Source organism: Kitasatospora sp. NPDC088861 (genome assembly GCF_044750105.1).
Classification (GTDB): Bacteria; Actinomycetota; Actinomycetes; order Streptomycetales; family Streptomycetaceae; genus Kitasatospora.
This window is the reverse complement of sequence record NZ_JBIVJF010000030.1, coordinates 48,947-71,916: the sequence shown is the minus strand read 5'-3', so window position 1 is coordinate 71,916 and position 22,970 is coordinate 48,947. Positions and strand designations below refer to the sequence as shown.

Below are 22,970 nucleotides of genomic sequence, written 5' to 3'. Positions count from 1 at the left end.
CCCCTCGACCCGGAGGAACGCCTCCCATGTTCGACACAGTTCTGGTCGCCAACCGCGGCGAGATCGCCCTCCGGGTGATCCGCACCCTGCGGCGGCTCGGCGTGCGCTCGGTCGCCGTGTTCAGCGACGCCGACACCGACGCGCCGCACGTCCGCGAGGCCGACATCGCCGTCCGGCTCGGCCCCGCCGACCGCAGCGACAGCTCGGCGGCCGAGACCTACCTGCGCACCGACCAGATCCTCGCCGCCGCCCGCCGCACCGGGGCCCAGGCCGTGCACCCCGGTTACGGCTTCCTCGCCGAGAACGCCGGCTTCGCCCGCGCTTGCGCCGACGCCGGCCTCGTCTTCATCGGACCTCCTCCCGGTGCGGTCGAGCTGATGGGTGACAAGATCAACGCCAAGGAAGCCGTCCGAACCGCCGGCGTTCCGGTGGTCCCCGGCAGCCAGGCCACCGCGCCCACCGACGGGGAACTCCTCGCCGCCGCCGAGGAGATCGGCTACCCCGTCCTGCTCAAGCCGTCCGCCGGAGGCGGCGGCAAGGGTATGCGCCTCGTGCGGGACCGCGCCGACCTGCCCACCGAGATCGCCGCCGCCCGCCGCGTCGCCCGGACCGCCTTCGGCGACGACACCCTGCTGCTGGAACGCTGGGTCGACCGGCCGCGCCACATCGAGGTGCAGGTGCTCGCCGACGCCCACGGCACCACCGTCCACCTCGGCGAGCGCGAATGCAGCCTCCAGCGCCGCCATCAGAAACTGATCGAAGAAGCCCCCTCCGTTCTGCTCAATGCCGAGACCCGCGCCGCGATGGGCGCCGCGGCCGTCCGCGCCGCGGAGTCCTGCGGCTACACCGGGGCCGGCACCGTGGAATTCATCGTTCCCGGCATCGACCCGGACTCCCCCGCCACCGCCTCCACCGAGGGGGTACGGGACTTCTTCTTCATGGAGATGAACACCCGTCTCCAGGTCGAACACCCCGTCACCGAACTCGCCGTCGCCGTCGGCGATGATTCAGCCCGACTCGACCTGGTCGAGTGGCAGCTGCGGATCGCCTCGGGCGAACGGCTCTCCTTCGATCAGTCCGACATCTCCTTCCTGGGCCACGCCATCGAGGCCCGGATCTGCGCCGAGGACCCGGAACGGGACTTCCTGCCCACCGGCGGCCGCATCCTCGTTCTGGAGGAGCCCCAGGGCGAGGGCGTGCGAGTCGACTCCGGAGTCGCCCCGGGATCCGTCGTCACCAGCGCCTACGACCCGATGCTTGCCAAGGTCATCGCGTACGGGCCCGACCGCCCGACCGCGCTGCGCCGGCTCCGCGCCGCACTGGCCGACACCCGCATCCTCGGCGTCACCACCAACACCGGCTTCCTGCGACGGCTGCTCGCACACCCCGAGGTCGTCGCCGGCCGACTGGACACCGGCCTGGTGGAACAGACGGCCCAACAGCAGCCCGCCCTGCTCGCCTCGCCGTACTCCCCGGCGAACGCGCCGAGCGACGCGAACGAGACCGGCGAGGCCGACAAGGCCAACGAGGCCGATGGCACGCACGAGGCCGATGCCACAACTGCCGACCCGCTGACGGCCGAGACGCCACCACCTGCCCACCTCCTCTACTACGCGGCCGCGCTGGCGCGGCACCTGGACCTCACCCCGGCCGCCGACCCCGGCGGCTGGACCGACCCCTTCTCCCTTCCCTCCGGCTGGCGCCTGAGCGGCACCCCCGCCTGGACCACCCACCGACTCCGTACCCCCGGCCAGGATCCGGTCTCGGTGCGCATCCGTTCGATCACTGCGGGCAACGTAGCCGATGCCACTGACAATCCCGCCGAGCTCACCCGCGAGGTCGAGCTCCGGCTCGGCGCCGGGCCCGTCCACCGTGCCCGCGCGACCCGGACCGCCGACCGGCTGCACCTGACCGTCGACGGTCTGCAGACCACGTTCGCGCTGGCCACCGACGCCGCTCCCGGCCTCGCCGCCGGCCCGGTGACCTGGCTCGGCGTCGAGGGCGACGCCTGGTCGCTGCACGCCCACGACCCGGTGGGCGAGCGCGCCGCCGGAACCGCCGCCCACCACGGCGCCCTGACCGCCCCGATGCCCGGGACCGTCACCGTCGTCAAGACCACGACGGGCGAGACGGTCCGCAAGGGCCAGCCCCTGCTCGTGCTGGAGGCCATGAAGATGGAACACGTGATCGCCGCCCCGCACGACGGTGTCGTGGCCGAGCTGCGGGCCACCGCCGGCGCCACCGTCGCGATGGAGGAACTGCTGGTCGTGGTCGCCCCGGCCGGGGACGGCGCCGACGAGCAGGGCGCCCCCGCGACCGCCGGGGTGCGGTCATGACCGCACCCGCCCGCGAGCCCGACGCGCTGGACCTGGGCCTGCCCGACCCCGTCCGCGCCCCCGGCCTGCCCGAGGAGGTCCGGATCCACGAGGTCGGACCGCGCGACGGGCTGCAGAACGAGGGCTCCCTGGTGCCCGTGGAGGTCAAGGCGGAGTTCATCGCCCGGCTCGCGGCCGCCGGGCTGCGCACCGTCGAGGCCACCAGCTTCGTCCACCCGAAATGGGTCCCTCAGCTGGCCGACGCCGAGGAGCTGATGCCCCGGCTCACCGACCTGCCGGAGCGCCACCCCGGCCTTCGGCTGCCGGTACTGGTGCCCAACGAACGCGGCCTCGACCGGGCGCTCGCCCACCACGCCACCGACGTCGCGGTGTTCGCCAGCGCCACCGAGACCTTCGCCCGCCGCAACCTCAACCGCTCGGCGGACGAGGCGATGGCCATGTTCCGCCCGGTCGTGGCGCGGGCGACCGAGGCCGGGCTGGCGGTCCGCGGCTACCTCTCGATGTGCTTCGGAGACCCCTGGGAGGGTCCGGTCCCGGTCTCCCAGGTGGTCGCGTACGGCGTGCGGCTGCTGGAGATGGGCTGCGCGGAGCTGAGCCTCGGCGACACCATCGGCGTGGCCACCCCCGGGCAGGTCGGCGCCCTGCTGGCCGGCTTCGCGCGGGCCGGGGTGCCGGCCGACCGGCTCGCCGTGCACTTCCACGACACCTACGGCCAGGCACTCAGCAACACCCTGGCGGCCCTGCGCGAGGGGGTCACCACGGTGGACGCGTCGGCGGGCGGCCTCGGCGGCTGCCCGTACGCGAAGAGCGCCACCGGCAACCTGGCCACCGAGGACCTGGTGTGGATGCTGCACGGGCTCGGCATCCGGACCGGGGTCGACCTGCGCGCGCTGGTCGCCACCAGCGGGTGGATGGCCGAGCGGCTCGGCCGTCCGAGCCCGTCCCGCACCGTCCAGGCGCTGCTCGGCGCCGCCCGGGGCTGACCCCGCCCCACCACCGCTCCCCGGTGCCGGCCGCGCGGAATCCCGGCCGCGGCCAGCACCGGGCACCACGTTCATCGCCCAACCACACCGTGCGACCGTCACACCGTCAGACGGGCGCCGGTCGTCCCGCTCACGCCCGCGGCCACCCCGGCCGGGCTCCAGGAGGATCACCGTGTTCGACCACCGGCTCAGCAGCGAGTACGAGGAACTGCGACGCACCGTCGCCGAGTTCGCCCAGGACGTGGTGGCGCCGAAGATCGGCGGGTTCTACGAGCGGGAGGAGTTCCCCTACGAGATCGTCCGCGAGATGGGGCGCATGGGCCTGTTCGGCCTGCCCTTCCCGGAGGAGTACGGCGGCATGGGCGGCGACTACTTCGCGCTGGGCATCGCCCTGGAGGAACTCGCCCGGGTCGACTCCTCGGTGGCGATCACCCTGGAGGCGGCCGTCTCGCTCGGCGCGATGCCGATCCACCGGTTCGGGACGGAGGAGCAGAAGCGCGAGTGGCTGCCCCGGCTGACCTCCGGCGAACTCCTCGGCGCCTTCGGTCTGACCGAGCCCGAGGGCGGCTCGGACGCCGGCGCGACCCGCACGACCGCGCGGTACGACGAGACCACCGACGAGTGGGTCATCAACGGCACCAAGTGCTTCATCACCAACTCCGGCACGGACATCACCGGTCTGGTCACCGTCACCGCACTCACGGAACCGATCGCTCGTTCGAGTGAAGAAGGCGAATTCCGCTCGCCAACGCGCGAAATCTCTTCCATTATCGTGCCCACCGGGACCCCGGGGTTCCAGGTATCGAAGAAGTACTCGAAGGTCGGGTGGAACGCATCCGACACCCGCGAACTGTCCTTTACCGACTGCCGCGTTCCCGCGGCCAACCTGCTGGGCGAGCGTGGCCGAGGCTACGCCCAGTTCCTGCGGATCCTCGACGAGGGCCGCATCGCGATCGCGGCCCTGGCCACCGGCCTGGCCCAGGGATGCGTCGACGAGTCCGTCAAGTACGCCGGCACACGCCGGGCCTTCGGTCGGCCGATCGGCGCCAACCAGGCCATCCAGTTCAAGCTCGCCGACATGGAGCTGCGCGCCCACACCTCTCGCCTGGCCTGGCGGGACGCCGCCTCCCGGCTGCTGCACGGCGAACCGTTCAAGAAGGAGGCCGCGATCGCGAAGCTGTACTCGTCCGAGGCCGCCGTCGACAACGCCCGCGAGGCGACCCAGATCCACGGCGGGTACGGCTTCATGAACGAGTTCCCGGTCGCCCGCTTCTGGCGCGACTGCAAGATCCTGGAAATCGGGGAGGGCACATCGGAGGTTCAGCGCATGCTCATCGCCCGGGAGATCGGCGCCGGGTTCTGATCCGGCCCCACCGGAGCAACTACCCGCTCCTCAGACGACATTGAGGAGCCCCCGACGCAGAGGAGCGGGCCTACGTCGGCGGGGCGGTCGACGCCAGTAGCGGCCGACACCATCGGCCGACAACGGAGAGACGCCTCCGGGGGCGCGGACACGCCACGCCCGACGGAGCGTCAGGGGATCACGATCACGGGGCGGTTGGCCCGCCGCGCCAGCCGCCCGGAGACCGAGCCGAAGATCTTGCCGAGCAGGCCGTGCGTCGTGCCGACGACGATCGCGTCGGCGGCGTACTCGCGGCCGACCTCCTCGATCTCGTGGCAGATGTCGCCGCCCCGCTCGATCAGGATCCACGGCACCCCGGTGAGGAAGTCCGCGCAGGCGAGCTCCAAGCCCAGGACCTCGGTCCGGTGGTCGGGGAGGTCGACGAAGACGGGAGGTTCACAGCCTGCCCAGACAGTGGCGGGCAGGCGGTTGGCGACGTGCACGATCACCAGGCCGCACTGCGAACGGCGCGCCATGCCCACCGCGTACGCGAGGGCGCGCTCGCTCGACAGGGAGCCGTCGAAGCCGACGACCACGCCGTGCTGGAAGACCGGGTCGAGGGAGCGTGCGGACGCGTCCCGGGCCGTCGACTCGGTGTGCGCGCCGGGCAGGCCGGACGCCTCCGGGCGCTCGGCGCCCGGGCCCAGGCGGCCCGTCACCGGAGAACCTGCGGGGTCGGCCGGGTGCCCGCCACGCCGCTGGCGAGGCCCTGGACGGTCGTGCCGGGCGAGGCCGCCCCGTCGGACCAGGCCGCACAGAGCGCGCACGAGGCCCCGGGGAGCGCCCGGCTCCAGGCCTGCTTCCTCGGCGCCCGGGATGAGATCGGCGGTACCAGCGACGCCCGAGGTGCCAGCCGGTTCGTCGGCTTCGTCGGCTCGCTGGGCGGCGGCGTCGCCAACCCGCTCACCGACAACCCGCTCGCCGACGTACTCGTCGACACGATCATCAGCCCGCCCGCCCCCACGCTCACCCCCGTGCTCGTCGGCCGGTACGCAGCACGGCTCGTCGGCCTGGGCGTCGACCTGGCCATCGGCCTGCCTGCTGGCGGGCAGACGACCCGATGCATCGGCGTGGCCGTCGGCTGGAGCGAGGTCCGCGCGGCCGCCGTCGTCCCCGGTGTCCGCGCCCGCGTTGCGGGGCGCGTCCGGCTCCACCGGTCGGAAGGACTCAAAACCAGCCATGGCTCACGGCTCTTCATGGGAGAGGGGCCGACAGGAGAGGACAACGCCGCCCGGGCAGCAGGCCCGCCCACGGGATGACGTCGGTCTGCGCCGCGCAGCACCGTATGTGACCTGTTCCTTTCAGAGTACGACGGGTGTGAGGCCCAGCCCAGCGGTGAGGCCTCGGAGCGGCATTGTTCCCGCGAAAGGAGGATGCGCCCGCCGTCGGCAGTGCGCCCTGCCCGCAGGCCACGCGCCCCCTCCAGAAAGGAGGTTCCCTGGAGCTTGACTGAGCGGACCGGGCGACGCAACAGGCCTGCCGGACACCGTGACCGGACTGTCATGGATCGGCGACGATCCGTTGCGACACGTCGCGAACCGTCACGTCCCGCCAGCCTCAGCCGGCCCGCCCGGACCCACCCGTACGCCAGGTTCTGGAACCCGTTTCAGCCACTACGTACGGCTTCGCGACGCGGTCTGGCATTTGCCAGGTGCATAGGCGCGGCCGCTGGCACCATGCTCGGCATGCCCCTGCTCCTGTTCGACCTCGACAACACGCTGCTCCCCAGGGACGCCGCTTTCCGGGCCTGGGCTCAGGATTTCCTGTCCGAGCGCGACCTGCCGCCCGGAGACCTCGACTGGTTCGTCACCCTCGACGGCGGCGGCTACGTGCCGCGCAGCACCGTACTGTCCGCCGTCCGGCGCCGCTACGGGTTGGACGTCTCCGTCGAGTTCCTGCTCGCCCACTACCGACGCGGCATCAACTCCCATATCCACTGCCCGCCCGGACACGTCGACGCGCTGCGGGCGGCACGGGCGGCCGGGTGGACGCTCGGCATCGTCAGCAACGGCGGCACCCGGCCGCAGTTGGAGAAGATCCGGCTGACCGGGCTGGGGCCGTTGGTCGACGGCTGGGTCATCTCCGAGGAGGCCGACTGCGTCAAACCGGATCCGCTGATCTTCGAGATAGCCGCCCAGCGGTGCGGCGTCGCACCCACCGGGACGTGGGCCGCGCACACCTGGATGGTCGGGGACCACGCGCCCGCGGACATCGCCGGCGCCGAACTGGCCGGCCTGCGCAGCGTCTGGCTGCACCACGGCCGGCCCTGGGCCGAGAGCGGCTACCGGCCGACGCTGAAGGCGGCCGGCCTGCCGGAGGCCGTCGGCCAGGTGCTCGCCGCACGCGGCGCGCCGTCGGCCAGGCCGGGCCTGCGCGCGGGTGGGCCGGTCCAGCGGCGGTCCGCCGGGGTGCCGGTGCGCGCGGGGGCGCTCACCGGCGCGCGGACCAGCGCACAGCTGACGGAATCCGCCCCTGACGGCCCGTTCACGCCTGCCGCCGTGAACGCCGGAGCGGCGAGTGCCCCCGATGGTTCGACGGCGGGGTCGGATGTCCGAAACCGCACCGGCGAGTTTGCCGTGGTCGCCGACAGCCGTCCTGGCCTGATCCCCGGCGCGGGCCAGGCGACGGACCGCGGGTCGAGCGTGCTGCGCCCCGTCGCGGTGGCGCGCCCAACGGCCGTCCGCACGGCGGCGGATGGGGTCGGGCCCGCGCGGACCACGTTCGCCGTGGCACCGGCGGCGGCCGCCCCGTAGCGCCCTGCTTGAAGGCGCCACCTCGCGCACCCCTCCCCACACGCCTTCACGCACCCCACCGCACCGCACTCCACCCAACCGCACCGCACCGCACCGCACCGCACCGCAACCAGCGACCCGCTCCGCACCTGGCGACGACCCGCCGCGGGGCGGCCCGGCCATCAGCCGTGCGCGGAGGTCCGGGTCCACCAGCAGGTGCGGGCCTGCTCGGTGAACCCGAGCTTGCGGTAGAGCGGTTCGCCGAGCGAGGTGGCGACCAGGGTGGCCGGGCGATCGGGGTGCGCATGGGCCAGGGCGGTCTGGAGCACGACGCGGGCCACGCCCTGGCCGCGCCGGCTGGGCAGGGTGGCGACCCAGTACACCCCGGTGGCCCGGCCGTCGTCGTAGGTGAGGCAGGTGCCGGCGGTGGCGCCGTCGACGCGGCCCAGCCAGGCCCGGAGCCCGGATTCGCGCAGGAGCTGTTCCGGCAGCGCGTCGCCACGGGTCCAGGGCTGCCGGGCGGGCAGCGGGAAGCCGTCCACGATCGCACGCTCGACCTGCGCGAACGCATCGCCGTCCAGCGCCTCATCGACCGTCAGGGATCCTCCGCGGTAAGCCTCCGAGCGGAAGGGGAGGACGGCCGGTACGCCGTCGACCGGGCCGGGTTCACGGGTCATCACCGGCATGACCGGCATCCGGGTGGCGCCGAACCGGGTCAGGTCGAGTGCGCCGTACGGGTCCTCCAGGGTGAAGCAGATGGTTTCCCACTCCTTCAGGAGGTCCGCCAATTCACCTTCCACCAGAGCTGGTTCGATATACGGACCGGTGACCACGAAGCGGTGCGAGTCCTCCGGGGTGCGGGCGCAGCGGACCGCCGTCAAGCCCGGGCGGGTGCGGAACCGCCAGCCGTGCACGCGGGCTTGGGCGAGCCAGAAGGCGGCGGCGTTGTCGTTGGCCTGTTCGAGCCGGCTGTTGGTGTTCACGGCAGGACGGTAACCCGGACGTCACGCCCAGGTTTCGCCGCCCCGGCCCTGGCCGGATGAAGCCTGGGAGGCGCACGAGCTCATTTCGTGCGCCCTCTCGTGCACCGCCGATTTTCGGTCAATTTCGCGCCAATCCCTCCCGCTTGGGCAAATCCGCAGCCCAGACCCGCCGACCGGGCGCGCGCGGGCCGGACGCCCCAGGAGCGGCCCCGCGACAACCAGCCACCGTTACACCGGCCCTCTTCCCAGAAGGGTCGACGGGTGCCACGCTTCGTGATCGAATGCATCACGCCAAATTGCCATGTCGACATAGCGTCGGATGGTGAACTTGTCACAACGGCAATGGTCAACCCGATAGATTTCGATCTTGGCGAGCAGTGCCGCACCACCCACACCACACCACCGAGGGGGCTTGAGCGCCTTGAGCAGGGTGAGCAGGAGCGACGCGGGTCCTGACAGCGGCCAGGCGGCGGCCGGTATCGCGGCTCGGTCCGCGAGAAGCACCGGCACCTCCGCGACCGCCGCCACCACCCGCAACTCCGGCACCCCGGGCGCCGCCTCGCACTCCTCGTACCCCACAGTGCCCTCCACCGGCACCGCCGCCACCGGCACCCCGGCCGCGGCCGCAGAGCACGGCGGAGCGGCACACGGCGGGCAGGCGTACGGCGGTCCCGCGTACGGCGGGCAGGCATACGGCGGAGCGGCACACGGCGGAGCAGTGCACGGCGGCCAGCAGTCGCACTCCGGACAGTCCGTCAGCCGAGGCGCCGTCAGCCCGGCGCAGGCCTACGGCGCCGACTTCCCGGCCTACCCCGGCTACCCGGGGACGGGCGCGACGAACGGCGCGATCGGGGCGAACGGCACTCCTGGCCTGAACGGCGCCCCCACCGGCTCCCTGGGCGGCCCGCTCGCCGGCCTCCCCCTGGGCTCCCCCGGCCACGGCCCGCTGGGCCACGGCGGTGGCCCGGGCGCGAACGGCTCGTCGACCCCGATGACGGTCTCCGCCCCGCGCAAGCTCTCCGGCCGCCGCCGCCGGGAGACCGTCGCGGTGCTGATCTTCGGCGGCGCCCCGATCTTCGAGAGCTCGATCCCGCTGTCCGTCTTCGGCGTCGACCGCCAGGACGCCGGGGTGCCGCGCTACCGGCTGCTGGTCTGCGCCGGCGAGGACGGCCCGCTCGCCACCACCGGCGGCCTCACCCTCTCCGCTCCGTACGGTCTGGAGGCCCTCGCCCGGGCCGGCACGATCGTCGTACCGGCCTGGCGCTCGATCTCGCAGCCCCCGCCGGTCGAGGCGATCACCGCCCTGCGCAAGGCCCACCACGAGGGCGCGCGGATCATCGGGCTCTGCACCGGCGCCTTCGTCCTGGCCGCCGCCGGCCTGCTCGACGGCCGTCCGGCGACCACCCACTGGATGTACGCACCGACGCTGGCCAAGCGCTACCCCCGGGTGCACGTGGACCCGCGCGAGCTCTTCGTCGACGACGGCGACGTGCTCACCTCCGCCGGCACCGCCGCCGGCATCGACCTGTGCCTGCACGTGGTGCGCAGCGACCACGGCGCCGAGGCGGCCAACGCGCTGGCCCGCCGCCTGGTGGTCCCGAGCCGTCGCAGCGGCGGCGGACAGGCCCAGTACATCGATCAGTCTTTACCGGAGGAGATCGGCAACGACCCGCTGGCCGAGGTGGTCACCTGGGCGTTGGAGAACCTCAACCAGCAGTTCGACGTCGAGGTGCTGGCGGCCCGCGCGTACATGAGCCGACGCACCTTCGACCGGCGGTTCCGCACGCTCACCGGCAGCGCGCCGCTGCAGTGGCTGATCACCCAGCGGGTGCTCCAGGCGCAGCGGCTGCTGGAGACCTCGGAGCTGTCGGTGGACGACGTCGCCCGCCGGTGCGGGTTCCGTTCGCCGGTGGCGCTGCGCGGGCACTTCCGCCGCCAGCTCGGGGTCTCGCCGGCCGCGTACCGGACCAGCTACCGGGCGCGCCGGCCCGGGCCGCAGTCGGCGGTGCCGACCGGTCCGCACGGCGGCGACCTGCGGCTGCCCGGCGCGCTGCCGCACGCGGCGGCCGCGGCCGGGTCGGCGGCGGGCGCGGCGCTGTTCGGCGGGGCACACGGCACGCAGCACGGCACGCAGCACGGCACGCAGCACGGCGCGCAGCCCGCGTACCCGTTCCCGGCCGGGAACGGCGCACCGGCGCAGGCCGGACCGCACGGCCAGCCGCTGCCGCACGGCGCGTCACCGGCCTCGGCGGGGCAGCCGGGCCCGCACGGCCAGCCCGGCCCGTTCGCCCCGGGGCAGGCCGGGACGCCGGCCGACCGGGCCTTCCACGCCCGTGCCGGGCAGCCGTACCCGCACCAGCAGGCCGCGCAGCAGCCGCACCCCGGGCAGCAGGGTGCGGGGCGCGGTCCGGTGCGGTCGCCGCTGGTGCCGCCGCAGGCCGGGTCGGGGGCGGGGCGTCCGCCGCGCACCGCGGAGCACGCGGCGGCGGAGGACGGCCACCCCCAGCCGGGGGCGCGCGGCCAGGGGCAGGGACACCGCAGTGCGGTCGAACGGCCCGCGGACGAACCGGGTGCCGCGGCGGGCTCCGCCCGCGGTCACGGCTCGGCGAGCGGCCGGGTGCCGGCCCCCGCCCCCACCGGGCAGCCGACGACCGGGGCGGGCGAGCTCCGGGGCCGGCAGGCACGGGTGCCGCAGGCCCGTCCGCAGGGCGGCCGGACGGCGGCGACCGACGGTGCCCGGGCGGCGCGCGAGGCCCGTCCGGCCCGGGACGGTCACGCGGTCCGGACCGGGCGGGAGGGCGAGCGGCCGGACGGCCACGGCCCGCACGGCGGCGCGGAGGAGCACCAGGCCGAGGGCTGTGCCCCGGAGCCCCGCTCGGCTCCGCCGGTCCCCGCGGCGCGTGATCGCGCCGTAGGGTGAGTTGTGTGAATGACCGTTTGGTATGGATCGACTGTGAAATGACCGGCCTCGACCTCGACCAGGACGCCCTGGTCGAGGTCGCGGCACTGGTGACGGACTCCGAGCTCAACATCCTCGGTGAGGGTGTGGACGTCATCATCCGCCCGCCGGCGGAGGCGCTGGCGGGCATGCCCGAGGTGGTGCGCGCGATGCACACCTCCTCCGGCCTGCTGGAGGAACTGGAGCAGGGCGTGACGCTGGCCGAGGCCGAGGCGCGGGTGCTCGCGTACATCCGCGAGCACGTGCCGGAGGCCGGCCGGACGCCGCTGTGCGGGAACTCGGTGGCCACCGACCGCGGCTTCCTCGCCCGGGACATGCCGGCCCTGGAGAAGCACCTGCACTACCGGATCGTGGACGTCTCCTCGATCAAGGAGCTGGCCCGCCGCTGGTACCCGAAGGCGTACTACAACAGCCCGCAGAAGGGCGGCAACCACCGGGCGCTCGCCGACATCCGCGAGAGCATCGACGAACTGCGGTACTACCGCGAGGCGGTGTTCGTCCCGCAGCCCGGACCGGACACCGACACCGCGCGCGCCATCGCCGAGAAGTACCAGGCCCCGGAGGGCTGACCGGAGGAGCCCGGGGGAGGTGCCCGCGTTCGCCTGGACGAAAGCCTGGCGCGAGCACCCTCCCGGATCCTGTAGAGTTCTTCCTGTCGGAACGGGAACGCGGAAGCGGGAACGAGCCGGACAGATGGTGGGTGTAGCTCAGTTGGTAGAGCACCTGGTTGTGGTCCAGGTGGCCGCGGGTTCAAGTCCCGTCACTCACCCCAGAGCCTGAGGGCCGATCTCTTCGAGAGATCGGCCCTCAGGCGTTTTCGCGTTTCCTCAACTGCCCACCACGGTTCGGGTTTTCCCGGCACAGGCCTGCCGCCAGAAGCTACCGGCTAGTAACATTCCTGCCATGACCACACCTTCGATCGGCCAGCTGCTCGACTCCACCGTGCCGATGGCGCACACCCTCAAGCTGGAGTACCTGGAGACCGCCCCGGACCGCGCCGTACTGCGACTGCCCGACCAGCCCGCGTACCACAACCACGTCGGCGGACCGCACGCCGGCGCGATGTTCACCCTCGCCGAGTCCGCCAGCGGCTGCATCGTGCTCGCCGCCTTCGGCGACCAGCTCTCCCGGGCCGTGCCGCTCGCGGTGAACGCCGAGATCGCCTACAAGAAGCTCGCCATGGGCGAGGTCACCGCCACCGCCGTCCTCGGTCGCCCCGCCGCCGAGGTCGTCGCCGAGCTGGACGCCGGCGGCCGCCCCGAGTTCCCGGTCACCGTCGAGATCACCCGCGCCGACGGCGCCGTCACCGGTGTGATGACCGTCACCTGGACGCTGCGCCCCAACTCCTGACCGCGCCACGGCCGGTGGCCCCGGGCAACCCGGCCCCGGGGCCACCCGTGCGATGACTGTCCGTGACGGCGGGCGTGACCTCACGACCCGTCCGCTCGTTCTCAACTCACATGCGAGCCAATCACGCGACCAAGCCCCAGGAACCCGCCCCCCGCGGCGTCGGCGCACGGCGCGCGATCGGCCGGTGGCTGCCCCGCGTCCTCGCCGCCGGCGGCGCCCTCCTCGCCCAACTCGGGGGCTTCGGCGCGCAGGGCGCCTCCGCCGACCCGCTGCCGGACCAGACCCGCCCCGCCGTCCGCCGCACCCTGGCCGGCGGGCCGCCCGGCCGGCTCGTCCAGGCCGGGCGGCCCGCGCACGACGGGCCGTCGACCGAGCGGTCCGACGCCCCCGGGCGCCCGGCGGCCGAGGAGACCGACCGCCCCTCCCCCGGGCTCGCCGGGGAACTGACCGGCACCGTCCCCGACGCCGGGATCGACGGCGCCACCGGCACGGTCGGCAGCGTCTTCCAGGACCGGATCCGGGCCGGCGGCCTCCCCCTGCCCGGCCAACGGGCCGCCGTCCCCGACGCCTTCGCGATCGCCTCCGGCCTGCTCGACACCGTTCCCGCCCAGGGCCGCCCCGCCGAGACCCGCGCCTCCCGGGAGGGCGGGCCCGCCGAACTGCCCGCCACCGCACGGTCCGGCGCCGCCGGAGGCCGCTCCGCCGCACCGGCCGCCACCACCCGCCCGTCCGGGGCGGCCGACGCGCCCCCGGTCCAGGAGGCCACCGCCCCGGACGGGCGGAGCGCGGCCGGACCCGCCACGAGCCGTGACCGGACGGGCGCCACCACCGCCCCGCCGGTCGGGCCCGGCGCACCCGCCCAGCCGCCCGAAACCCTCGTGCTCGCCGACACCGCCACGGTGACGGCCGTGGGCGACGGCTCCGCCACCGCGACCGCCGTCCTCGCGCCGATCGCCGCCGGGCTGCTGCTGACCGGCGCGGCCATGTGCAAGCACCGCGGCCTGCCGCGCGGGCACTGACCGGGCTCACGCTCCTGGCGACGGCTCCAGCGCCGGCCGCGGACGCGCACGCCCGGGGGCGAACCGGGCGGCGTGCTGCCGATCCGGGTCGCACTCCTCGCCGGACGGGACGGCTCCGCGTCCGGACCGGAGTCGGGATGCCGAGCCGCCGCAGGCCGGACGGCGACCGCCGCTGTCAGCCGCGACCCGGACCACCGTCAAAGGATTTCAGGCGGCGGTGGGCAACCCCGCCGGGCGGTCAGCCAGGAGGTCAGCCGGGCGCCCCGCCGAGCGGTGAGCCGGACGCGGCCCCGCCGGGCGGTCAACCGGGCAGTCAGCCGGGAGGTCAGCGGAAGACGCCCGGGGGCGGGGCCGGGGAGGGGGCGGCGGTGGCGTCCGTGGCGGGGACGGCCCCGGCGGCGAACGCGGTGAGGGCGGGGCCGTGTTCGACCCGGCCGAGGGCGGCATCGGAGGCGACGCGGCGGGTGAGGTCGGCGATCGGGAGGGGGGCGTGCGCGCCGGCGAGGACGAGGTTGCCGAAGCGCTTGCCGCGCAGGACGGCGGGGTCGGCGACCAGGCACAGTTCGGGGAAGACCGCACCGAGGGTGGCGATCTGGGAGCGGGCGAAGGGCAGCGCCGAGCCGTCGGCGATGTTGGCCGCGTACCAGCCGCCGGGGGCGAGGGCGCGGGCGGCGAGGGCGGTGAACTCGACGGTGGTGCAGTGGGCCGGGGTGCGGGCGCCGGAGAAGACGTCGGTGATGACCAGGTCGGCGCTGCCCTCGGGGGTGCGTTCGAGCACGCTGCGGGCGTCGGCGCCGCGCACCTTGATCTGCCAGCTGCGTTCCAACGGCAGCTCGGTGCGGACGAGTTCGGTGAGCGCGGTGTCGATCTCGGCGACCTGCTGGCGGGAGCGGGGCCGGGTGGCCGCGACGTAACGGGCCAGGGTGAGGGCGCCGCCGCCGAGGTGCAGCACGGTGAGCGGGCGGCCGGACGGGGCGACCAGGTCGATCAGGTGGCCGAGCCGGCGCTGGTACTCGAAACCGAGGTGGGTGGGGTCGGCGAGGTCGACCATGGACTGCGGGGCGCCGTCGATCAGCAGCGACCAGGCGGCGGGGCGGTCCCGGTCGGGGCGCAGTTCGGCGAGGCCGGAGCCGACCGGGCGGGTGAGCGGGCCCTGAGCATGGGTGCGGCCGCCGGGGCCGGTGACGTCCGGCCCGGTGTCGCGCTCGGTGCCGCGCTCGGTGCCGCGGCCCGTGCCCCGGGCTGCTCTGCTGCTTCGTCCCATGACCGCCATTATCGCCGCCGGGCGGGGCGGCCTCGCCGGTCAGGGAGGTCCGGGGGCGTGCCAGGTGGATCCGGCCGGAGGGGCGGGCCAGGCTCGCGGGCCCGGCGGGATCCGCACGGCACGCCCGCTAGAACGGGCCGAGGCCGCCTGCGGTGAGCGTGCAGGCGGCCTCGCAGAGGGCGGATCGGAGCACCCAGGCGTCGGTGGGACGGGCGGCGCAGGCGGCGCCGGAGGGGGGCATCACCCACCGTGGGTCGGTGGCGGTCGGCAGCAGGGCGCCGGCGGTACAGGAACTGCCGGGCAGGTGCCAGGTCTCGCTGGTGCCGGCGGGGACGAGGAAGGTGACGGTGCTGCCGTTGCGGCTCTGCAGGACGGCTCCGCAGGCCCTGCGGAGCCGCAGGATGTCCACCGCCTCCAGGCCGTGCCGCAGGGCGACCGTCACGGTGTCGCAGGCGGTGACGAGGGTGTCCTGGTCCGGTCCGGGGCCGAGGCGGTGGCCGGGGTGCCGGCCGCCGCGGGGCGCGCGTCCGCCTTCGACCGGGCCCCGGCCGGGGATCCGGTCGTCGGCCGGGTCGGGGAGCAGGGCGGGGGCGGCGCCGGCGAGCACGCCGCCGGCGGCCGGTCGGTACTGCGGCAGTCCGGTGGCCATCATGGGCCCTCCTGTACCTCGTCGGGTCGGAAGCGCCGCCGCCCGGGAGGTGGGGGCCGCGGGGACGGACGGCAGGCCGGGGCGACGGCCTGGGCTTCCACGTATCAGGACAACGCGGCGGACACCGCGCAGGCCACGGGGCGCCTTACAGCAAGGCATGGCATTTCATGGCGGATAACCCGCAACCGCGCCCGCTTTATACCGAATTGGGGGCACATCTCCCAGGAACCGGCTGTGGTCGACCGGTCACGCCCGGTACTGTCGGTGGCGGGTCGCGACGACCCCACCGGCCACACCGGGCCGTTCCCGCACCGTCGCGCACCACCGTGCCGACACCCGGACCGTACCCGCACTTCGCCCCCGCACCCGACACCCGCGCACCTCCGGCGCCGCCGGCCGCGCCCCCGCACCACCACCCTCCGCACGACCACGGAGCGCACCATGGCAGCCACCCCACCGGCCGAGCCGAACCGCCCGTCACCCAACGCCGTGATGCGCGCACTGCGCGGCGACCGCTCACCCGGCGAGTTCGCCATGGCCGTGCGCCGGGCGGCCCGGGAGATCGGGGAGCACGTCTCCTGCGACGCCCGCTACGTCGGACGGGTCGAATCCGGTGAGATCCGCTGCCCCAACTACGCCTACGAGCGGGTCTTCCGGCACATGTGGCCGGATCGCACGCTCACCGAACTCGGCTTCTCCCCCCGGACCGCCGTCCGCCGCCGCCCGGCGGACGGTGCCGGCGGGAGGGCCGAAGCCCCCCCGCTCCACCCACCGTTCCCGCCCCCGCCCGCCCCGCGCTCACCACTCTCCACTCAACTCCCGTACGCTGCCTCGCCGTACGCGGACCCAGCCGCTCCGACCAAGCCCCCGTGGCCGAAGGCCGTCGCGGTGCCCCGGGGGCCTGATGGATCGCCCTATCTCGACGAGGAGAACGACGACGTGCGTCGCCGTACGTTCCTGGCCGGCGGCCCGACCGCGCTGGCCACCGTGATCGGCATCGACCGGCCGACCGTGGCCGCCGCCGCGGCCACCGGCAGTGCCGCCACCGACCCCGCCGCACCGGTGCTGTTCGAGCCCGGCCCCGGCGCCTTCGTGCCCGGCCGCCCCGGGCCGGTACCGCCACCCCGCAAGGTCGGCGCCGCCGAGGTGCTCGGCGTCGAGGAGGCCGTCCGGGAGATCCGGCTGGCCGACGACGCGCACGGCGGCGACACCCTGTTCGAACGCGCCGGGCAGTCGCTGCGCACCGCCTACCTGCTGCTCAACGAGGGCGAGTACAGCGCGGAGACCGAACGCCGGCTCCAGGCCGGAGCCGGCGAACTCGCCATCTCGGTGGGCTGGTTGGCGCACGACTCGAACCGGCTGGCAGACGCCCGCTCGCTCTACGCCGAGGCGCTCGCCACCGCCCGCATGGCCGGCGACGCCGCACTGGAGGCGCACGTGTTCTGCAACAGCGCCTTCCTCGCCCGGGACGCCGGCCGCCCCCGCGAGGCGCTGCGCGCCGCCCAGGCCGGGCAGGTCGCCGCCCGCCAGCTGGACTCCGCCCGGCTGCTCGCACTGCTGGCCATGCGGGAGGCCGGCGGCTGGGCGCTGCTGCAGGACCGCGCCGCCTGCGAACGCGCGATCGCCCGGGCGTACACGCTGTTCGGCCGCGGCCGCTCCGAGGACGATCCGGAGTGGATGTCCTTCTTCGGCGAGGCGGAGATCGCCGGCCTGCAGTCGCAGTGCTGGTCCGCGCTCGGCGACTGGGACCGCGCCAGCGAGCAGGCCGGGCTGGCCATAGCACTGCAGAAGCCGCACTTCGTCCGCAACCGGGTGCTGTACACCGCCGAGCTGGCCCACGACCGACTCGGCCGGGGCGACTTGGCGGGTGCGGCGCACCACGGTTCGGCCGCCGTGGCGCTGTTCGGCGAGGTCCGCTCGGCCCGGATCCGGAGCATGCTGGCGGACACCGCCGAACGGCTGCGCCCGCACGCCGCCGTGACCGAGGTGCGCCACTTCCTGGCCGGGTACGACCAGGCGGCAGCCGCCTGAGGGACGGATCCTGACGATCCGTCAGTGGCCGGCGGCCAGGCCCTCCAGGTGGGAGAGGTCGTTCCAGACCTCCACGGCCGGCGCGCCGTACTCCCAGGAGAGCACGCAGAGCGCGGCGGTGCCGAGCTTGAAGCGCTGGGCGAACTCGGGCGGCAGGCCCAGCCAGCGCGCGGTCAGGATGCGCAGCAGGTGGCCGTGCGCGAACAGGACGACGTCCCGGTCCGCGCAGTGCATGACGGTGGTGTCCGGCTCGGGGACGCCGTGCTCCTCGTTGAGGCCGGCGAGGAAGGCGTCCACCCGGGCGGCCACCTCGGAGAGCTTCTCGCCGCCGGGCACGCCGTCGCGCCAGATCAGCCAGCCGGGGTGGTCGGTGGCGCGGATGTCCGCGCCGGTGCGGCCCTCGTACTGGCCGTAGTCCCACTCCAGGAGCTCCGGGCGCTCCACCGCCCGGTCCCCGAAGCCGGCCAGGGCGCAGGTCTCCTCGGCGCGGCCGAGCGGACTGGTGTAGACGAGCGCGTCCGGCAGCCCGTTCCAGGGGGCCTTGGCGAGGCGGGCGCCGAGCGCCCGGGCCATCGCCCTGCCCTCCTCGGTCAGCGGGATGTCGGTGCGGCCGGTGTGGCGGCCGGTGGCCGACCATTCGGTCTCGCCGTGGCGGACCAGCACGATTCGGGCGGGCATGGCAGGCTCCTCGCAGCGGGGCGGTGGCAACGGTCGGTCTCACCCTTGAGCACCGGGTTCCATGATCCCTCACCCGGACGGCGGGCACGATCGCGGGCCGGGCCGAAACGGCCCGGAAGGCGACGGCGGGCCGAAACGGCCTGGAGGGGGCGGCGGACCGAAACGGCCTCGGGCCCGGGCCGGCCGGGTCCCGGGGTGTCCCCACCTGGCACGCACGCGCGGTTCAGGCCGGAACAGGCCGGTCCGCACCGCATTGTCGGACCCGGGTGCGACACTGGGCCGCACCATGAACGTCTCGACGAACGTCCCGTCCACCGGGCACGCTGAGCCGCTCGCCCAGCGGCTCGCCGAACTGCGCGGTCCCGCGCCGCAGCGCAGCCTGAACGCCCGTTCCCTCGCCGCGCTCGCCGCCAATCCGGGCTGCCACCGCCGCGCCGTGCTCGACGCGGCGGGGGTGGACAAGTCGGCGCTGGCCGCCCGGCTCGGCCGCCCCGCGCCCTTCGGGCAGTCCCCGTTCGCGATCGCCCGCGGCGTGATCTTCGAGTCCCGGCTGAAGGCGGACGACTACGCCGCGCTGCTGGAGCCGCTGCGCGGCCACCTCGGCGTCCCGGCGGACGGCGGCGCCCCGTTGCAGGTGCCGGACCTGCTGCACCGCTCCGGGCCCGCCGTCCGGGCCGACCGGACGGTCGAGGCGCTGGCCCGGGCCGCCGCCGACCCGGACGCCTGGACGCTGCTGGACCACCCGATGCTGCGCCTGGACGTGGCCGGCGGCACCGCCTACCTGGAGCCGGACGCGGTCGTGGTGCACGGCGGGCGGTGCACGGTGGTCGAGATCAAGTCCTTCCCCGTGCTGGACGGCGGCGCGGACCCGGCCAAGGTCGGCGCCGCCGCCCGCCAGGCCGCCGTGTACGTGCTGGCGCTCCAGCGGACCGCCGCCGCGCTGGCCGGCCACCCGCTCGACGCCGACCCGTACACCGAGCAGCGGCTGCCCGGCAGCCCCCGGTCGAGCGTGCTGCTGGTCTGCCCGAAGGACTTCGGCAACCGGCCGACGGCCGTCGCCGTCGACGTCCGCCGCGAGCTGGCCACCACCCGCCGTCAGCTGAGCCGGATGACCGGCATCGACCGGCTGCTGGCGGAGCTGCCGGCGGGCGCCGACTTCGACCTGGCGGCCGACGAGGAGGGCGTGCCGGCCCGCTCCGCCGAGGAGCTGACCGCCTCGGTCGAGGCGGTGCCCGCCGCGTACGGCCCGGACTGCCTCTCCACCTGCGAGCTCGGCTTCCACTGCCGCGCCCAGGCCCGCTGCGGCGACCGGGTCGAGCAGCTCGGCCGGGGCGTGCGCGGCGAACTGGGCAGCATCCGGACGGTGACGCGGGCCCTGGCCGCCGCCGAAGCCGGCACCGCCGCCGTGGACGAGAACGCCGACCTGGACGAGAACGCCGACACCGACGTGGACGAGGCGGCCGACCGGCTGGCCTACGCGGCCGCGCTGCGCGCCGAGGCACTGGGCAAGGCCCCGACGGCGGGCCACGCATGAGCGGGCGCAGCACGGCCGTACGCGAACGCGGCGGGCCCGAGGCGGGGGCGGGCGCATGAGCCTGCTGACCACCCTCGCCCGGCTGGAGGCCGTCCGCAGCGGGCGGGCCGAGCCGCTGGCCACCGTCCGGCACCGGCACCTGTCCGACCGCCCGATGGTGGTCGTGCCGCTGACGGCCGCCGGTGAGGCCGGCGCGCCGCTGGCGGTGCTGCTGGGCACCGACCGGGACGCACCCCGGCTGCACCTGGTACCGCAGCCGCTCAACCGCACCCTGCGGTTCGACTTCCTGGCCGAGCTGGCCGCCGACCTGCTGCCCTACCTGGAGTCCTTCGCCGAGGACGTGGAGCAGATCGAGGGCTCCGAGAAGGACCCGGAGACCGGCGAGAAGACCCAGGTGTTCCGCGAGCTGTGCGCCGACGCGCCGCAGCTGATCGTGCCGAACGGCGCGGGCGTGCGGCACCTGGCCCTGCTCGGCCGCTCCACCCGGTTCCGCCGCACGGTCGAGGACGACGAACCGGGGCCGTACCCCGCGCCGGTGCGGGTGCCGCTGCTCGGCCGCTGGCTGACCCACCTCACCGACCGCGCCCAGGTGCCCGGTACCAGCCTGCTGCTGCCGATGACCGGCCTGCTGGCCCGGCACTGGGCCACCGGCCAGAGCCACCTGGAGGACCAGCACCTGGCCGCCCACCTGGCCTGGCACGCCCCGCCGGACGGCCTGACCGGTGCCGAGGCGGCCGAGCGCGCCGAGTCCGCCCGGGACGACCGGGGGCAGCTGCTGCACCCGCCGGCCGGCCCGGCCACCGATCCGCGCTTCGACGAGTTCGTGCTCGCCCCGGCGATCGCCCGCTACGACACCGCCACGGCCGCCCTTCAGCACAGCACCGAGCAGCGCGACGAGGCCGCCGCCGAGCGTGCCCGGGCGGCCGTCCGGGCCGCGGTCGAGCAGTTGCGCGAGGTGCTGGCGGCCGTGCTGCTGCCCACCTGGCGGGACGTCTGGCGCGGCCTGGACCTGTTGCGCGGGCTGCCGCCCGCCGGGCACCTGGCGGAACGCTGGACCGGCGACCGCTGGTCCTACACCGGCCACCGGGACCGGCTGGCGGCCGGCGAGCCGCCGCAGCCGCGGCAGGACGACGCCGTCACGGCCGCCCGCAAGCTCGCCCAGCGCGAGCGCGAGCAGACCCGGCTGGACGTCCAGGAGGCGCTGGACGATCCGCTGGCGATGGCCGAACACCGGCTGTCCGGCGAGGCGTTCAGCGGCGTGGTGACCGAGGTGGTGCCGGACTACGACACCACCGGCCGCTCCCCCAAGCCGCGCCCGCTGATCACCCTGCGCACCGCCGACCGCCCGCACGCGGACCTCGGACGGGAGGCGCACCGGGTGTGGGGGTCCCCCCAGCCGGAGGCCGGCGGCGGCCGGTCCCCGCAGAAGGCGGAGATCGCGGCGGTCGACCCGGCCGGGGGCACCATCACCCTGCGCCTGCTGTCCGGCATGGGGCGCAGGAAGGAGCCCGAGCCGGGCAGCCTGCCCGAGCCCGGCGATCCGGTCACCTTCACCCTGTTCGAGCTGACGGTCCGCCAGTCCGCGCCGCTGCCCGAGCCGGACGACACCCCGTGGACGCACGGCGGCCCGCCCGGCGCCGCGCCCGCACCCGCGCCCGCCCCGTCCGTCTCCGAGGAGTGGGAATGATGGCCGAGTTGAGCGCCGAGCAGGCCCCGGGCGCTGCCGCCGACGCCGCCGTGGCCCGGATCCTGGCCGCGACCGTCCACCCGGCGGCCGGCGCCCCGCGCGGCGTGGTGGTCGATTCCCCGCCCGGCGCCGGGAAGTCGACGCTGGTGGTGCGGGCGGCCCGGGAGCTGGTCGAGGCCGGCGAGCGGCTGATGATCGTCGCCCAGACCAACGGCCAGGTGGACGACCTGGTCGGCCGACTCGCCGAGAAGGCACCGGACCTGACGATCGGTCGGTTGCACGCCGCCGACGCCCGGCCCGGCCCGGAGGTGCTGAAGCACGCCAACGTCACGCCCTCCGACAAGGTCGCCGAGCTGGTCGAACACGACGTGGTGGTCTCCACCTCGGCGAAGTGGCAGTGGGTGCGGGCCGAGGCGCCGTGGCGGCACGCGATCGTCGACGAGGCGTACCAGATGCGTTCGGACGCCCTGCTCGCGGTGGCCCGGCTGTTCGAGCGGGCACTGTTCGTCGGCGACCCGGGCCAGCTGGACCCGTTCACCGTGGTCGGCACCGAGCAGTGGGCGGGCCTGTCGTACGACCCGTCGAGCAGCGCCGTGGTCACCATGCTGGCGCACAACCCGCAGATCGAGCCGCACCGGCTGCCGGTCTCCTGGCGGCTGCCGGCCAGCGCGGCGCCGCTGATCTCGCGGGCGTTCTACCCGTACACGCCGTTCCGCTCCGGCACCGGCCCGGACGACCGCCGGCTGAGCGCCGCCGTCCGGCCGGACGGCGGCGCGCTGGACGCCGCGATCGACCGGGCCGCCGAGCACGGCTGGGCGCTGCTGGAGCTGCCCGCCCGGCACACCGTGCGGACCGATCCGCAGGCGGTGGCGGCCGTCGCGGCCACCGTCCGGCGGTTGCTGGAGCGCGGGCTGACCGCCCGCTCCGAACAGGGCGAGGCACCTCTCACCGCCGACCGGATCGCGGTCGGCACCGCCCACCGGGACCAGGCCGCGGCCGTCCGCGCGGCCCTGCTCAGGGTGGGCGTCCCGGTGGACCAGGCGGCCGGCCCGGCCGTCACGGTGGACACCGCCAACCGGTTGCAGGGCCGCGAGTACGACGTCACGGTGGTGCTGCACCCGTTGTCCGGGCGGCCCGACGCGACGGCCTTCCACCTGGAGACCGGCCGGCTGTGCGTGCTCGCCTCCCGGCACCGGCACGCCTGCATCGTGGTCGCCCGGGCCGGGATCGGCGAACTGCTGGACGAGCACCCGTCCACCGAGCCGGTCCAGCTGGGCGTCCCGGTCGCTTTCCCGGACGGCTGGGAGGCCAACCACCAGGTGCTGCACCACCTGAGCGGCCACCGGGTGCGGCTGGGCTGACC

General features: G+C 75.3%; 18 protein-coding genes, 1 tRNA gene and 1 pseudogene. 14 read left to right on the top strand and 6 right to left on the bottom strand.

Translation table 11 applies throughout. The features are described from left to right. Positions 1-26: 26 nt before the first annotated feature. From ACIP37_RS32370 to ACIP37_RS32360, 3 genes are all read left to right on the top strand, one after another. Entirely contained in the window at positions 27-2,336 is a 2,310-nt protein-coding gene (locus ACIP37_RS32370) for an acetyl/propionyl/methylcrotonyl-CoA carboxylase subunit alpha (RefSeq protein ID WP_400811803.1), read from the top strand. Continuing rightward, positions 2,333-3,319 carry a hydroxymethylglutaryl-CoA lyase gene (locus ACIP37_RS32365; protein WP_400811800.1) on the top strand — a complete coding sequence of 329 codons (987 nt, stop codon included), beginning with the start codon at positions 2,333-2,335 and terminating at the stop codon, positions 3,317-3,319. Before ACIP37_RS32370 ends, ACIP37_RS32365 begins: the two co-directional genes overlap by 4 nt. Before the next feature lie 172 nt (positions 3,320-3,491). Continuing rightward, the gene (locus tag ACIP37_RS32360; RefSeq protein WP_063349303.1) at positions 3,492-4,682 is read left to right on the top strand and encodes an acyl-CoA dehydrogenase family protein; all 1,191 of its coding nucleotides are present in this window, start codon (positions 3,492-3,494) and stop codon (positions 4,680-4,682) included. 170 nt (positions 4,683-4,852) lie between these two features. Here ACIP37_RS32360 and ACIP37_RS32355 read toward each other — a convergent pair whose 3' ends face one another. After that, positions 4,853-5,332: a universal stress protein gene (locus ACIP37_RS32355; protein ID WP_063351389.1), complete on the bottom strand. Its 480-nt coding sequence runs from the start codon at positions 5,330-5,332 to the stop codon at positions 4,853-4,855. A gap of 72 nt (positions 5,333-5,404) precedes the next feature. Between ACIP37_RS32355 and ACIP37_RS32350 the strand changes: the two genes are divergently transcribed. Then, positions 5,405-5,980 (top strand): hypothetical protein, encoded by a 576-nt coding sequence (locus ACIP37_RS32350; RefSeq protein WP_363583556.1) that lies wholly within the window; start codon positions 5,405-5,407, stop codon positions 5,978-5,980. Between the two features lie 426 nt (positions 5,981-6,406). Then, positions 6,407-7,474 (top strand): HAD family hydrolase, encoded by a 1,068-nt coding sequence (locus tag ACIP37_RS32345; protein ID WP_400811796.1) that lies wholly within the window; start codon positions 6,407-6,409, stop codon positions 7,472-7,474. 161 nt (positions 7,475-7,635) lie between these two features. Here the strand turns inward: ACIP37_RS32345 and ACIP37_RS32340 are convergent, their stop codons facing one another. Together ACIP37_RS32340 and ACIP37_RS32335 are read right to left on the bottom strand one after the other, a co-directional pair. Then, positions 7,636-8,436, bottom strand: coding sequence for a GNAT family N-acetyltransferase (locus tag ACIP37_RS32340; protein WP_363583560.1), 801 nt, complete (start codon positions 8,434-8,436; stop codon positions 7,636-7,638). Between the two features lie 228 nt (positions 8,437-8,664). After that, entirely contained in the window at positions 8,665-9,015 is a 351-nt protein-coding gene (locus ACIP37_RS32335; protein WP_363583562.1) for a hypothetical protein, read from the bottom strand. A 412-nt stretch (positions 9,016-9,427) separates the two neighbouring features. Between ACIP37_RS32335 and ACIP37_RS32330 the strand changes: the two are divergent. From ACIP37_RS32330 to ACIP37_RS32310, 5 genes and pseudogenes are all read left to right on the top strand, one after another. Next, positions 9,428-10,430, top strand: a pseudogene (locus tag ACIP37_RS32330) (helix-turn-helix domain-containing protein); the annotation flags it as partial. A gap of 931 nt (positions 10,431-11,361) precedes the next feature. Next, the gene (gene orn / locus ACIP37_RS32325; protein WP_063349299.1) at positions 11,362-11,964 is read left to right on the top strand and encodes an oligoribonuclease; all 603 of its coding nucleotides are present in this window, start codon (positions 11,362-11,364) and stop codon (positions 11,962-11,964) included. 127 nt (positions 11,965-12,091) lie between these two features. Continuing rightward, positions 12,092-12,167, top strand: a tRNA-His gene (locus ACIP37_RS32320). A 131-nt stretch (positions 12,168-12,298) separates the two neighbouring features. Then, positions 12,299-12,745 (top strand): DUF4442 domain-containing protein, encoded by a 447-nt coding sequence (locus tag ACIP37_RS32315; RefSeq protein WP_363583564.1) that lies wholly within the window; start codon positions 12,299-12,301, stop codon positions 12,743-12,745. Between the two features lie 110 nt (positions 12,746-12,855). Further along, the gene (locus tag ACIP37_RS32310; protein ID WP_363583566.1) at positions 12,856-13,764 is read left to right on the top strand and encodes a hypothetical protein; all 909 of its coding nucleotides are present in this window, start codon (positions 12,856-12,858) and stop codon (positions 13,762-13,764) included. Between the two features lie 325 nt (positions 13,765-14,089). On the opposite strand, the gene ACIP37_RS32305 is transcribed toward ACIP37_RS32310, so the two are convergent. Together ACIP37_RS32305 and ACIP37_RS32300 are read right to left on the bottom strand one after the other, a co-directional pair. Continuing rightward, positions 14,090-15,037, bottom strand: a complete 948-nt coding sequence (locus ACIP37_RS32305; protein ID WP_363583568.1) for a fused MFS/spermidine synthase — start codon at positions 15,035-15,037, stop codon at positions 14,090-14,092. A gap of 118 nt (positions 15,038-15,155) precedes the next feature. Beyond that, positions 15,156-15,680, bottom strand: a complete 525-nt coding sequence (locus ACIP37_RS32300) for a hypothetical protein (protein WP_363583570.1) — start codon at positions 15,678-15,680, stop codon at positions 15,156-15,158. 438 nt (positions 15,681-16,118) lie between these two features. On the opposite strand from ACIP37_RS32300, the gene ACIP37_RS32295 reads away from it, so the two are divergent. Then, positions 16,119-17,708: a tetratricopeptide repeat protein gene (locus tag ACIP37_RS32295; protein WP_363583572.1), complete on the top strand. Its 1,590-nt coding sequence runs from the start codon at positions 16,119-16,121 to the stop codon at positions 17,706-17,708. Between the two features lie 21 nt (positions 17,709-17,729). Here the strand turns inward: ACIP37_RS32295 and ACIP37_RS32290 are convergent, their stop codons facing one another. Then, positions 17,730-18,386, bottom strand: coding sequence for a histidine phosphatase family protein (locus ACIP37_RS32290; RefSeq protein ID WP_363583574.1), 657 nt, complete (start codon positions 18,384-18,386; stop codon positions 17,730-17,732). 286 nt (positions 18,387-18,672) lie between these two features. Here ACIP37_RS32290 and ACIP37_RS32285 point away from each other — a divergent pair, with 286 nt between their 5' ends. The 3 genes from ACIP37_RS32285 to ACIP37_RS32275 are packed head-to-tail and all read left to right on the top strand — an operon-like array spanning position 18,673 to position 22,968. Beyond that, complete coding sequence (locus tag ACIP37_RS32285; RefSeq protein ID WP_400811788.1) at positions 18,673-19,920, top strand: hypothetical protein; 1,248 nt, start codon at positions 18,673-18,675, stop codon at positions 19,918-19,920. A 55-nt stretch (positions 19,921-19,975) separates the two neighbouring features. Continuing rightward, positions 19,976-21,607 (top strand): hypothetical protein, encoded by a 1,632-nt coding sequence (locus ACIP37_RS32280; RefSeq protein ID WP_363628165.1) that lies wholly within the window; start codon positions 19,976-19,978, stop codon positions 21,605-21,607. Continuing rightward, on the top strand, positions 21,607-22,968 hold the full coding sequence (locus tag ACIP37_RS32275; protein WP_400811785.1) for an AAA family ATPase: 1,362 nt from the start codon (positions 21,607-21,609) through the stop codon (positions 22,966-22,968). The genes ACIP37_RS32280 and ACIP37_RS32275 overlap by 1 nt, the downstream gene beginning before the upstream one ends. Positions 22,969-22,970: the final 2 nt, after the last annotated feature.

Excerpts from the sequence above, each read along its gene's own strand:
- ACIP37_RS32285 (WP_400811788.1), top strand. The coding sequence starts at position 18,673 with ATGAACGTCTCGACGAACGTCCCGTCCACCGGGCACGCTGAGCCGCTC.
- ACIP37_RS32300 (WP_363583570.1), bottom strand. The coding sequence starts at position 15,680 with ATGATGGCCACCGGACTGCCGCAGTACCGACCGGCCGCCGGCGGCGTG.
- ACIP37_RS32305 (WP_363583568.1), bottom strand. The coding sequence starts at position 15,037 with ATGGCGGTCATGGGACGAAGCAGCAGAGCAGCCCGGGGCACGGGCCGC.
- ACIP37_RS32310 (WP_363583566.1), top strand. The coding sequence starts at position 12,856 with ATGCGAGCCAATCACGCGACCAAGCCCCAGGAACCCGCCCCCCGCGGC.
- ACIP37_RS32275 (WP_400811785.1), top strand. The coding sequence starts at position 21,607 with ATGGCCGAGTTGAGCGCCGAGCAGGCCCCGGGCGCTGCCGCCGACGCC.
- ACIP37_RS32280 (WP_363628165.1), top strand. The coding sequence starts at position 19,976 with ATGAGCCTGCTGACCACCCTCGCCCGGCTGGAGGCCGTCCGCAGCGGG.
- ACIP37_RS32290 (WP_363583574.1), bottom strand. The coding sequence starts at position 18,386 with ATGCCCGCCCGAATCGTGCTGGTCCGCCACGGCGAGACCGAATGGTCG.
- ACIP37_RS32295 (WP_363583572.1), top strand. The coding sequence starts at position 16,119 with ATGGCAGCCACCCCACCGGCCGAGCCGAACCGCCCGTCACCCAACGCC.
- ACIP37_RS32365 (WP_400811800.1), top strand. The coding sequence starts at position 2,333 with ATGACCGCACCCGCCCGCGAGCCCGACGCGCTGGACCTGGGCCTGCCC.
- ACIP37_RS32370 (WP_400811803.1), top strand. The coding sequence starts at position 27 with ATGTTCGACACAGTTCTGGTCGCCAACCGCGGCGAGATCGCCCTCCGG.
- ACIP37_RS32345 (WP_400811796.1), top strand. The coding sequence starts at position 6,407 with ATGCCCCTGCTCCTGTTCGACCTCGACAACACGCTGCTCCCCAGGGAC.
- ACIP37_RS32315 (WP_363583564.1), top strand. The coding sequence starts at position 12,299 with ATGACCACACCTTCGATCGGCCAGCTGCTCGACTCCACCGTGCCGATG.